The sequence below is a fragment of the Microbacterium sp. ER1 genome (genome assembly GCF_023383675.1).
Classification (GTDB): Bacteria; Actinomycetota; Actinomycetes; order Actinomycetales; family Microbacteriaceae; genus Microbacterium.
In genome coordinates this window covers 16459-27623 of sequence record NZ_QCXO01000004.1, presented here as the reverse complement: position 1 = coordinate 27623, position 11165 = coordinate 16459, and the positions used below count along the sequence as shown (strand labels likewise).

General features: G+C 70.4%; 10 protein-coding genes. 3 read left to right on the top strand and 7 right to left on the bottom strand.

Going from position 1 to position 11165, the window contains the following annotated elements; genetic code table 11:
* Positions 1-756 precede the first annotated feature (756 nt).
* Positions 757-2400 carry a phosphoglucomutase (alpha-D-glucose-1,6-bisphosphate-dependent) gene (pgm, locus tag BV453_RS00400; protein ID WP_126894381.1) on the bottom strand — a complete coding sequence of 548 codons (1644 nt, stop codon included), beginning with the start codon at positions 2398-2400 and terminating at the stop codon, positions 757-759.
* A 78-nt stretch (positions 2401-2478) separates the two neighbouring features.
* Here pgm and pheA point away from each other — a divergent pair, with 78 nt between their 5' ends.
* A complete protein-coding gene (gene pheA / locus BV453_RS00395) occupies positions 2479-3429 on the top strand; it encodes a prephenate dehydratase (protein ID WP_029990079.1) in 951 nt (316 codons plus the stop codon).
* Positions 3430-3691: 262 nt separating this feature from the next.
* Here pheA and BV453_RS00390 read toward each other — a convergent pair whose 3' ends face one another.
* From BV453_RS00390 to BV453_RS00370, 5 genes are all read right to left on the bottom strand, one after another.
* Positions 3692-3898, bottom strand: a complete 207-nt coding sequence (locus BV453_RS00390) for a hypothetical protein (RefSeq protein ID WP_025105466.1) — start codon at positions 3896-3898, stop codon at positions 3692-3694.
* A 100-nt stretch (positions 3899-3998) separates the two neighbouring features.
* The gene (locus BV453_RS00385; RefSeq protein ID WP_126894382.1) at positions 3999-4934 is read right to left on the bottom strand and encodes a hypothetical protein; all 936 of its coding nucleotides are present in this window, start codon (positions 4932-4934) and stop codon (positions 3999-4001) included.
* 607 nt (positions 4935-5541) lie between these two features.
* Positions 5542-6579 (bottom strand): LLM class flavin-dependent oxidoreductase, encoded by a 1038-nt coding sequence (locus BV453_RS00380; RefSeq protein WP_025105468.1) that lies wholly within the window; start codon positions 6577-6579, stop codon positions 5542-5544.
* 36 nt (positions 6580-6615) lie between these two features.
* Entirely contained in the window at positions 6616-6843 is a 228-nt protein-coding gene (locus tag BV453_RS00375; protein ID WP_025105469.1) for a DUF2795 domain-containing protein, read from the bottom strand.
* A gap of 68 nt (positions 6844-6911) precedes the next feature.
* The gene (locus tag BV453_RS00370) at positions 6912-7334 is read right to left on the bottom strand and encodes an Hsp20/alpha crystallin family protein (protein WP_025105470.1); all 423 of its coding nucleotides are present in this window, start codon (positions 7332-7334) and stop codon (positions 6912-6914) included.
* Between the two features lie 129 nt (positions 7335-7463).
* Between BV453_RS00370 and BV453_RS00365 the strand changes: the two genes are divergently transcribed.
* Together BV453_RS00365 and BV453_RS00360 are read left to right on the top strand one after the other, a co-directional pair.
* Entirely contained in the window at positions 7464-7772 is a 309-nt protein-coding gene (locus BV453_RS00365; protein WP_025105471.1) for a MerR family transcriptional regulator, read from the top strand.
* Positions 7773-7817: 45 nt separating this feature from the next.
* Positions 7818-9548, top strand: coding sequence for a sodium:proton antiporter (locus BV453_RS00360; protein ID WP_249520580.1), 1731 nt, complete (start codon positions 7818-7820; stop codon positions 9546-9548).
* 161 nt (positions 9549-9709) lie between these two features.
* Here BV453_RS00360 and BV453_RS00355 read toward each other — a convergent pair whose 3' ends face one another.
* Positions 9710-11131, bottom strand: a complete 1422-nt coding sequence (locus BV453_RS00355; RefSeq protein WP_174235396.1) for a dicarboxylate/amino acid:cation symporter — start codon at positions 11129-11131, stop codon at positions 9710-9712.
* Positions 11132-11165 lie beyond the last annotated feature (34 nt).

The following is an 11165-nucleotide window of genomic DNA, read 5'->3' as shown; positions in this document are numbered from 1 at the left end:
GCCCCCGCCCGCATGCGGGATCAAAACGGCCCCTCCCCAGCGTCCCCCGGGCCCGTTTTCGATCCCGCAGCAGGGGCGGTCGGCGGAGCGGGATCGAAAAGGCCCGTTCGGGACCCCCGACGAGCCCGTTTTCGATCCCGCAAGAGGACCGGCGGGCGGGCCGGCGCCGACGGCCCGACCCGCGACAACAGGAGGGGCCTCATCGCCCGAGCATGCACGGAAGCCGACGGTCCGGCGCGCGGGATGAAAAATGCTCCTGCGAAACTCTGACGAGGATCGTTCTTGATCCCGCACCGGGTGGTGCACCGTACGACTGTCCCATTGTCAGCAAGTCCCGGGAGCGGAATCGTCGCCCGGGTGCGGCTGGATCGATAACGTCCCTCCCCAGTGCCTGCCGTGCCCGCTTTCGATCCCGCCCGGGCTTTGCGCGTCCCCTCCCGTCGCTCCCCGGCTAGCGGGATCAAGAAAGCCCCTCTCCAGTCCGTGCCAGGCCCGTTTCCGATCCCGCCACGGGCTTTTCGCGTCCGTTCCCGCCCGGCCCCGGGGTGACGGGATCAACAACGTCCCTCCCCGATGCCTGGCGGGCCCGTTTCCGATCCCGCCACGGGCTCGTCCGCGCGGCCCCGGGGTGGAGCGGATCACCAAGGTCCCTCGCCGGCGCCTGCAGGGCGGGACCGAAAACTCCCCCCGGCGGTGGCCGAGGGGAGCGGTTTCGATCCCGGAGCACGCGCGGACGCGGCGCCGGGGGAGGGAGGATCAGTCGCCGAGGGCGGCGGAAACCACGGCGCGGGCCTCGGCCTGCACCTCCGCGAGGTGCTCGGGACCGCGCAGGCTCTCGGCGTAGAGCTTGTAGACGTCTTCGGTTCCGGACGGGCGCGCGGCGAACCACGCGTGCGGAGTCTGCACCTTGAGGCCGCCGATCGCCGCACCGTTGCCGGGGGCGTGCGAGAGCTTCGCGATGATGTCCTCGCCAGCGAGGGTGGTCGCGGTCACCGACTCCGGGGCGAGCTTGCCGAGCGTCGCCTTCTGCTCAGGGGTCGCGGGGGCGTCGACGCGCTGGTAGGCGGAAGCGCCGAAGGCGTCCTCCAGCTCCGCGTAGCGCTGCGACGGGGTCTTGCCGGTCACCGCGAGGATCTCGGCCGCGAGCAGGCAGAGGAGGATGCCGTCCTTGTCGGTCGACCACACGGAGCCGTCGTGGCGCAGGAACGAGGCCCCCGCCGACTCCTCGCCGCCGAACGCCACCGAGCCGTCGAGCAGTCCGGGCACGAACCACTTGAAGCCCACCGGAACCTCCAGCAGACGCCGCCCGAGCGACTCGGCCACGCGATCGATGATCATCGACGACACGAGCGTCTTTCCGACGGCGGCCTCGCGCGGCCAGTGCTCCCGGTGCGAGAAGAGGTAGTCGATGGCGACGGCGAGGAAGTGGTTCGGGTTCATGAGCCCGGCGTCGGGGGTGACGATGCCGTGCCGGTCCGCGTCGGCGTCGTTCCCGGTGAGGATGTCGTAGTCGCCCTTCTTCGCCACGAGCGATGCCATGGCCGACGGGGACGACGGATCCATCCGGATCTTCTCGTCCCAGTCCAGAGTCATGAAGCGCCACGTGGGGTCGACCTCGGGGTTGACGACCGTGAGATCGAGGTCGTGCATCTCGGCGATCAGCGACCAATACTCCACCGACGCGCCGCCCAGCGGGTCCGCGCCGATGCGCACGCCGGCGCGGCGGATCGCCTCGATGTCGATGATCGACGGGAGGTCGCGCACATAGGCGTCGCGGAAGTCGTATCCGGTGATCGCGTCCCAGTCCACGTCGGCGAAGCGCTCGCGGCGCACCTCGGTCAGGCCGCCCGCGATGAGCTGATTCGCGCGGTCGGCGATCCAGCCGGTCGCATCGGTGTCGGCGGGACCGCCGTGGGGCGGGTTGTACTTGAAGCCGCCGTCGCGCGGCGGGTTGTGCGAGGGGGTCACGACGATGCCGTCCGCGCGGCCCGGGTCATCGGCGGCGCGGTCGCGGTTGTACGTGAGGATCGCGTGGCTCAGCGCGGGGGTCGGCACCCACGAGTCCCGGGCGTCGACGCGCACATCCACGCCGTTCGCGAGCAGGACCTCGATGGCGCTGCGCTCCGCCGGGAGGGACAGCGCGTGGGTGTCGCGCCCCAGGAAGAGCGGACCGGTGATGCCCTGCGCGGCGCGGTAGTCGACGATGGCCTGCGTCGTCGCGAGGATGTGGTTCTCGTTGAAGCTCTTCGTGAGCGACGAGCCGCGGTGCCCGCTGGTGCCGAACACGACCCGCTCGCTCGCGACATCCGGATTCGGCACGCGGTCGTAGTAGGCGGCGATCAGCTCGTCGACGTCGATCAGGTCACTTTCCTCCGCGGGGAGGCCGGCACGGCTGCTCATGCTCTCAGTCTGCCCCGTGCAGCCGATACGCGCATCCGCCTTGACACGCGGGAACCCCATGAGTCACCGAGGGATAGGCTGAACGCCGTGACTGCACGCCGCACCTACAGCTATCTCGGACCAGCCGGAACCTTCACGGAGGCAGCGCTCGACCAGGTGGCCGAGGCCAGGGGACAGGACTGGCGACCGGTGCACAACGTGGGCGAGGCGCTCGCGGACGTCCTCGAAGGGCGCAGCGACGCGGCCATGATCGCGATCGAGAACTCCATCGAGGGCGGGGTCTCGACCACGCAGGACGCGCTGGCGACTCTGCCGGGGCTCCGGATCATCGGCGAGTACCTCGTGCGGGTGAACTTCGTCCTCGTCGCGCCGCGCGGCACCACTCTCGACCAGGTCGAGGTCATCGCCGCGCACCCCGTCGCCTACGCGCAGTGTCACGGCTGGCTCGGCGAACACCTCCCGACCCACTCGCATGTGCCGGCGGCGAGCAACGTGGCCTCGGCCATCGGCGTCCTCGACGGCACCTCGCCCGCGCAGGCCGCGATCGCCGCTCCCGGCATCGTGCAGCACTATGACGTGGATGTGCTCGCCGAGGGTATCGGCGACAACGCGGCGGCCGTGACCCGGTTCGTCCTCGTCACCCGCACCACGCGTTCGCCCGCGCCGACCGGTGCCGACAAGACCTCGCTGATCGTCGAGCTCCCGCATGACCACCCTGGTTCTCTCCTCGAGATGCTGGAGCAGTTCTCGACGCGCGGCATCAACCTCTCTCTCATCGAGTCCCGGCCCATCGGCGACGAGCTCGGCCGGTACCGGTTCGTGATCGACGCGGACGGTCACATCGAGCACGAGCGGATGGCCGACGCGCTGCTCGGGATCCGCCGCTTCAGCCCCCGTGTGGTGTTCCTCGGGTCGTACCCGCGTGCTGACCGGCAGATCGTGCAGTATCCCGACCGCTACTCCGACGAGATCTTCATCGAGGCCCGCGACTGGCTCCGCGGCATCCTCTCCGGCGAACCCGAGTCCTGACGCCGCCCGCCCGCGCGTGCCTCCTGCGTTCGGGATCGATAACGCACGTTCCCGTACCGGCCCGCGCCCGATTTCGATCCGGCATGCCGCGCCCCCAGTTGGCGGGATCGATAACGCACGTTCGCCGAACGATCTGCGCCCGTTTTCCAACCGGTGCACCCCGCCGCCGCGATCCCCCACAGCCGCAGGTATCGCGGGATCAGAATCGCACCTCGTACCGGCTCGGGAGGTGCTGTTTCGATCCCGCACGACGAGGAGCGGGTCAGTGCTCCTGGAACCGCGGCCAGGCGCTGCCCGGCAGCATACGGGCGTGCAGCGCGCCCTTCGCGGAGGCGAGGCTGGGATAGGTCCCGGCCGCCGCGTCCGCTCCCGCCATGGTCACCACATAGCCGTTCTCATCGTGGCGGATGCTCCCCACCACCCCGTTCGTCCCGTACGCGACCCAGAGTGCGAGTGTCTTGGTGCTCATCGTCGAACCCCTCTCTCTGCCGCCGAGGCTACGCCTCCCTGACATCCGGAGCCAGCCCCCTCATCGCGGAGAGGACCGAACGCCCATCCATGAGCACGCCTCAACCCCGGATGCCGTGGCGAACCATGAGTGCGCGACGCACACGGGCGGCGAGGGCGGCGCCACCGTCGCGCAGATCGAGCTCGGTGACGCGGATCACGAGCCATCCGTGATCTTCGAGGTCGCGCTGACGCTGGATGTCGATCCGCCATTGGTCACGGTCCGTCCGATGGCCGTCGCCTTCGTACTCGATGGCGATGCGGCATTCGGGGTAGGCGAGGTCGACCCGGGCGAGGAAGCGTCCGTCCACGGAGACGATGTGCTGGATCGCGGGCTCCGGGAGGTCGAAGCTCGTGAGGAGCAGCCGGGTCTCGGTCTCCTTCGGCGACTCGACGCCCGGTCGTGCGAATGCCAGCCCATCGCGTATGCGACCGCACCCGGGGAACCGCCCCCATCGCGTCAGCTGTCGATCGATGCTCTCGATGGTCGCGACCGGCCGGCCCATCCGCAGCCCCGGATAGACATCTGACGATGCGACCAGCGCATCGAGCGCCACGACGATCGGCGTGAACACGAACTCCCGCGCGCAGAGGAACAGTGCGCTGACCGGATCGACCGTCGGAACTCCGTGGATGTGCCATGTGTCCGCCCGTCCCGGGGCGATGCGGCGCCCTCGGACGCCGACCGTCCTTGGCGGTGAGGTCCCGGTGTGCACGGCGACGTCGAGGGGCTCATCGGGCGACCATCGGACGGGCGCGGGAATCCCCCACAGCCGGAGGGCCGTGCGTCCGGCGAATGCCTGGCCTTCACGGAGGCGCGGAAGGTACGCGGCGACTCGATCGTCGAACGTGGCGGGTTCGTTCGCCGACCGCACTCCGGCGAACGGCCGCGCGAGGTCTCGGCTGGAGTATCTCTTCCGCCCGACCCCGATGGCCGCGGCGTCACGGACGGCGAAATGAGGGCCGAGGTCAGGCGGGAGAGGGATCCGGTGTCGCATGCGTCCATGCTGTCCGTGCAGGGTCGGCGTCCGGGCGGTCGATCATCCTCCGCCCGGCTCTTGTGGACAATTCGAATCGACCTGCGATTGTGGCAGAGGTCTCTTCATCGCGCCGGATCAGAAGTGTCCCTCCAGCGACCGCTGAAGGCACGTTTCCCGTCCCGCATGCCGAGACAGCGAGAGGCTCCCGGACGGAGCGAAGAGCGCGTTGCGGGACCTGCCGGGGCCCCGATTCCCGCTCGCACGGGGTGGCGCGACGACGACGGCCGGCCCGCGGGATCAGAAAGGTGCCGCGGGAAGCGCTCAGGGGAGCGTTATCGATCGCGCACCAAGTGACCGACCGGACGCGGGATCAGGAAGGCGCTGCGGGAGGTGCGCAGGGGAGCGTTATCGATCCCGCACCAAGTGACCGACCAGACGCGGGATCAGAAAGGTGCTGCGGGAAGCGCGCAGGGGAGCGTTATCGATCCCGCAGGGCGGAAGGAACCGGACGCGGAAGCAACCGGACGCGGGACCGACCGGACGCGGGATCAGAAAGGCGCCGCCCGGGCCTCGTGGGGGAGCGTTATCGATCCCGCGACGAAACTCCCCCGTCCCGCGACGCGACTCACGCCCCCGCGACGAGCTCCAGCGTCTGCGCGCGCCCCGCGGCCGAGTCCTTCGGCTCCGCGTCATAGGCCCCGGCGACGGGGGAGAGCATGACCTCGTCCACCCCGTAGGTCGACGCGAAGGAGCGCACCTCAGCGGCGACGGACTCCCCGGTGCCGACGAACCACCGCGACCGCGCGGCCTCGACCACCTGATCGGTCGCGGCGTCGTGCTCCGCGGCGAGGGCCTGCTCGACGGTCTCGAGCGCGACGAGCGGCTGGTTGAGTCGGAGTCGCGCCATCATCCGCAGCTGCGGCAGGGCACGGGCCTCCGCCTCCTCTGCGGTCGGGGCGGCGACGGCGTTCACGGTGAGGAAGGTCCGCGGCTCCGGGTGCTCCTCGCTCGGACGGTAGTTCGTGCGGTAGAGGTCGAGGGCGCGTTCCAGGCCCTGTCCGGAGAAGTGGTTCGCGAACACGTACGGCAGGCCGAGGGAGGCGGCGAGCTGCGCGGAGTAGTCGCTCGACCCCAGCAGCCACACCTCGGGCACCCCGGTCGCGGCGGGGGTCGCCCGCACGGTGTACTCCCCGCCGGAGGTGAAGCGCACCGTGGCGCCGTCGGCGGTGAAGAGCGCCGCGATGTCCTGCACGTGGCGGGGGAACTGCTCCACGTCGCTGGTGGTCCCTGACCCGCGGAGAAGCTGAGTGATCACGGGGTCGCTGCCGGGCGCGCGGCCCAGGCCCAGGTCGATGCGGCCGGGGGCGATGGCCTCGAGGGCGGCGAACTGCTCGGCGACGATCAGGGGCGCATGGTTCGGCAGCATCACGCCGCCGGAGCCGAGGCGGATGCGCGAGGTGCGCGTGGCGGCGGCCGCGATGAGGACCGGCGGCGTGGTCGACGCGACCGCGGGCATGTTGTGGTGCTCGGCGAACCAGTACCGGCGATAGCCGAGCCGGTCGGCGGTCGCGGCGAGGGAGAGGGAGGCGGTGATGGCCTCGGCACTGGTCTGGCCGGAGCGGACCGGCACGAGGTCGAGGACGGAGAGGGCGACGTCGTTCATCTCCAGATGCAACCTCGGCGGCCGCTCCGGCATTCCCTACGCGGCGAGGCGCGAGGCGGGGGTGAGCGCGTCGGCGAGCGCGTTCCTGGCGAGGCGATAGCGGATGAGCCAGGCGGCGCTGAAGCTCTGTTCCGGCAGGTCGTGCAGCGCCGCACGGTCGTGGTTCGGCAGTCCCTCCCGCGCGGCTTCGCGCAGGAGGTCGTCGCGGGTCGCGGGGTACTCCATCTCGGCGAGGAAGCGGTCGAGGGTCGGGGAGAGTGCCATGTTTCGTCCTTTCCGTGAGAAGAGGAGGAGAGCGGTGGGGGCGGTGCCGCAGCACCGCCCCCGGGTGATCAGGCGTCGATCGCCTGGCGCTGTTCGCCGGATTCGACGACGATCTTGCGCGGCTTCGCCCGTTCGCTGACGGGGATCACGACCGACAGGACACCGCTCTCGTACGAGGCGCTGATGTTGTCGAGGTCCACTCCGTCGCCGAGCGAGAACTGGCGCAGGAACGATCCGGCGCCGCGCTCACGGGCGAGCCAGCGCACGCCTTCGCGGGTGTCGGCCGTGCGCTGTGCGCGGATCGTGAGCTGCCCGCCGTCGAGGTCGACGTCGATGGAGCCGGGGTCGGCGCCGGGGAGGTCGGCGTGCAGGATGTAGCGGTCCCCGTCGCGGTACAGGTCCACCGGCATCGACCGGGGCGCGCGCACGGAGTCCAGGACGCTCGCGGCGAAGCGGTCGAGCTGGCTGAAGGGATCGAAGGTCAGTGCCATGAGGTGTCTCCTTTCGTGCGGCCCTGCAAGGGCTGAGGTGGTGTGCAGATTATCTGCACCTGAGGTATAGATTTGTTATAGAACACACGCAGGAATCTTCGCAACCCCGATCCGGAGACGAGGACATTCATGACCGCACGCGACTCGCGCACCCCGCTCTACGGCATCGCCGTGGCCGCGCAGCTCGTCGACCTGCCCGAGGCGACGATCCGGCTCTTCGAGAGCAAGGGCCTCCTCGCGCCCGCCCGGAGCGACGGCGGCACGCGCCGGTACAGCGACGATGACATCACCCGCCTGCGTCGCGCGGCCGAGCTCCGCGGCGACGGCATCAACATCGCCGGGATCGCGCGGGTCCTCGACCTGCAGGATGAGAACGCGGGCCTCCGGGAGGCTCTCGACGCGGAGGCGCCGGAACGCGAGCGCTCCGCCCGCGACTGACGACCGGCGGACAGGGGGCGCCGACGACGCCGCTACGCTTTCCGCATGGAAGCCGGGATCTTCTACGTCCTCGTCGGAGCTGTCGCCGTGGCGGCCGTCGCGCGATCGCGGGGGTGGCCGGCCCCGCTGCTCGTGACCGTCGTGGCGCTCGCCGCCTCGTTCCTGCCGTTCGTGCCGGAGCTGGAGATCGACGGGCACCTGCTGCTCGGGCTCGTCCTGCCTCCGTTGCTGTATTCCGCTGCCCTCGACGTGTCGTTCGTCGGGTTCAAGCGCAGCCTGCCGCAGATCCGCCGCCTCGGGATCTGGCTCGTGCTGCTCACCGCGTTCGCCGTCGGACTCGTGGCCTGGTGGATCCTGCCGTCGCTCACGCTGCCCGGCGCGCTGCTGCTGGGCGCCATCGTCGCCCCGCCGGACGCGGTGTCGGCGGCGGCGATCGGCCGTCGTCTCGGTCTACCTCGCCGCATCATGACGGTGCTGTCCGGGGAGAGTCTCATCAACGACGCGACCTCGCTCACGCTCTACCGGGTGTTCGCGGCCATCCTCGCTGGGGCGACGGTGTCGATCTGGGGAGGCATCGGGCAGTTCCTCCTCGCGGTCGGCGTGGGGGTGGGCATCGGGCTCGTCTTCGGGATCGTCCTGCATCAACTCCGCATGCGCATCGGCGACCCGGTGGTTATCGGCACCTTCGGTCTGCTCGCCCCGTTCGGCGCGTACAACATCGCGGAGCACCTGCTCGGCTCCGGCGTCCTCGCGGTCGTGGCCATGGGACTGTTCGTCGGCTTCAACGCCCCGCGCACCGACTACACGACCCGGCAGCAGGAGGCGCCGCTGTGGCTGTCGGCCGACCTGCTGCTGGAGAGCTTCGTGTTCGCCTACATCGGCCTCCAGTTCCCGCGGGTGCTCAGCGACCTCGGCAGCGAGTCGGTGGGGCACATCCTCCTGCTCTCCGGCGCCGTGCTGCTTGTGGTGCTCGTCGTGCGGCCGCTCTACATCTACCCGATCAGCGCGTGGTCGAACTTCCAGGACCGCCGCCGGCTCGCCCGCATGGATCGCGGCATCGCATCCGGGGAGTTCGACGAACGGCGACGGCGGTCCCGGCGGTGGCGCGACCAGAGCACGGATGAGCTGCGGACGCAGATCGTGCGGGAACGCATGGCCGGGCTGCGGCTCACCTGGAAGGACAACGCCGTCATCTCCTGGGCGGGTATGCGCGGCGTGGTGACCCTGGCGATCGCGGTGGCCGCCGCCGATCTGGCCGGGCTCGACACCGAGGCCTCGCACGCCATCGTCGTCGTAGCCTTCATCGTCACCGTCGGCACGCTCCTGCTGCAGGGGCTCACGCTGCCGCTGCTCATCCGGCGTCTGGAAATCGCCGGGGACGAGGAGCACGAGGAAGACGTCGCGGCGCTGGAGATGGTCAAGGCCAAGAGCCGCGAGGCCGGCAAGGCGTACCTCGCTGAGAAGCGCCGGGAGTGGGAGCAGAAGCACGGCGAGGTCGACCTCGGCATGTTCGATGCCTTCACCAAGCGCATGACCCGGGTGGAGAAGGACACCGACGACGCACAGCAGGTCGAGGACACCGTCGCCCGCCCCTCCTATGACGACCTCGTCGCGCTGACCAAGGGATGGCTGCAGGTGCGGCGGGAGATCCTCGTCGCGGAGCGGGACGCCGGCGAGCTCGACGAGGAGGTCATGCGGGAGCTGCTGGCCGCCATGGACGCCGAGGAGCTGGCGCTCGACACCCGCGGCGCGACCCGCCCCCTGAGCCGCAACTGACCCCTCCTTCCCGCCGACCCACCCCGTTCCGGTCGACCCACCCCTTTCCGCCCGTGCGTAAAGGGCCGGGGCGCACGCAAAGGGGTGGGTCGACAGGGGAAGTGGGTGAAAAGAGCGCCCCACCTTCGAGAGGAAGGTGGGGCGCTCGTCGAGAGACCGGGTCAGCGGGCGCCGGCGGGCTCCGGGGTGGAGGCGGCGTCGGCCTCGGGAGCGTCGTCGCCGGAGTCGTCGGCGAAGGGCAGGCCCTCGCGCGGGGCGTTGTAGAGCTCCTCGTCGAGGATGCCCTCACGCTTCGCGACGATCGCGGGGACGAGCGCCTGACCGGCGACGTTAACCGCCGTGCGGCCCATGTCGAGGATCGGGTCGATCGCGAGCAGCAGGCCGACGCCCTCGAGCGGCAGACCCAGGGTGGACAGCGTCAGCGTGAGCATGACGACCGCGCCCGTGGTGCCGGCGGTGGCGGCGGAACCGACGACCGAGACGATCACGATCAGCAGGTACTGCACGAAGTTCAGCTCGATGCCGAAGAACTGCGCGACGAAGATCGCGGCGATGGCCGGGTAGATCGCGGCGCAGCCGTCCATCTTCGTCGTCGCGCCCAGCGGCACGGCGAACGAGGCGTAGGAGCGGGGCACACCGAGGTTGCGCTCGGTCACGCGCTCCGTGAGCGGGAGCGTGCCGATGGAGGAGCGGCTCACGAAGGCGAGCTGCACCGCCGGCCACACACCCGAGAAGTACTGCTTGATGGAGAGGCCGTGCGTGCGCACCAGGATGGGGTACACGACGAACAGCACGAGCGCGAGGCCGATGTAGACCGCGGCCGCGAACCAGCCGAGCGACGCCAGCTTCTCCCAGCCGTACTTGATGACGGCGGAGCCGATGAGGCCGAATGTGCCGAGCGGGGCGATGCGGATGATCCACCACAGCACGCGCTGGATGACCTTGAGCAGGGACTCGGTGAAGACGAGGAACGGCTCCGCCTTCTTGCCGGCCTTGAGCGCCGCGATGCCGACGACGGCCGCGACCACGATCACCTGGAGGATGTTGAAGCCGACGCTCGAGGTGAACGCGCCCTCGGTGGCTCCGGGGGAGGTGCTGACGGTCAGGCCGAGGAAGTTCTGCGGGATGAGGCCGAGGAGGAAGTTCCACCAGGTGCCGACCGTGTACGGCTCGCCCGGCTCCAGGCCCTCGCCGGCGCGGCTGCCCGGCTGGATCACGAGGCCGAGGACGATGCCGATGATGACCGCGATGAAGGCGGTGATCGCGAACCAGAGGATCGTCTGCCCGGCGAGGCGGGCGGCGTTCTGCACGCGGCGGAGGTTCGAGATGCTCGCGACGATCGCGGTGAAGATCAACGGGACGACAGCCGCGCGGAGCAGCGTGACGTACGAGCTGCCGATCGTGTCGAGGGTCGCCGACAGGGCGGTCGGGTTCTCGGCCGTGGCGCCGAGCTGACGGCCGATCAGACCGGCGGCGATGCCGAGGACGAGGGCGGCGATGATCTGGAAGCCGAACGAGGTCAGCAGCTTCCGGACCGGCCCGCGGGTGTCTGGCGCCTTCTGGGCGCGTGCGGTGGTGCTCATTGAGGTGGGGACTCCAGAATCGCGGCGCGCCGGG

Excerpts from the sequence above, each read along its gene's own strand:
- BV453_RS00385 (WP_126894382.1), bottom strand. The coding sequence starts at position 4,934 with ATGCGACACCGGATCCCTCTCCCGCCTGACCTCGGCCCTCATTTCGCC.
- BV453_RS00355 (WP_174235396.1), bottom strand. The coding sequence starts at position 11,131 with ATGAGCACCACCGCACGCGCCCAGAAGGCGCCAGACACCCGCGGGCCG.
- BV453_RS00360 (WP_249520580.1), top strand. The coding sequence starts at position 7,818 with ATGGAAGCCGGGATCTTCTACGTCCTCGTCGGAGCTGTCGCCGTGGCG.
- BV453_RS00390 (WP_025105466.1), bottom strand. The coding sequence starts at position 3,898 with ATGAGCACCAAGACACTCGCACTCTGGGTCGCGTACGGGACGAACGGG.
- BV453_RS00370 (WP_025105470.1), bottom strand. The coding sequence starts at position 7,334 with ATGGCACTGACCTTCGATCCCTTCAGCCAGCTCGACCGCTTCGCCGCG.
- BV453_RS00365 (WP_025105471.1), top strand. The coding sequence starts at position 7,464 with ATGACCGCACGCGACTCGCGCACCCCGCTCTACGGCATCGCCGTGGCC.
- pgm (WP_126894381.1), bottom strand. The coding sequence starts at position 2,400 with ATGAGCAGCCGTGCCGGCCTCCCCGCGGAGGAAAGTGACCTGATCGAC.
- BV453_RS00380 (WP_025105468.1), bottom strand. The coding sequence starts at position 6,579 with ATGAACGACGTCGCCCTCTCCGTCCTCGACCTCGTGCCGGTCCGCTCC.
- BV453_RS00375 (WP_025105469.1), bottom strand. The coding sequence starts at position 6,843 with ATGGCACTCTCCCCGACCCTCGACCGCTTCCTCGCCGAGATGGAGTAC.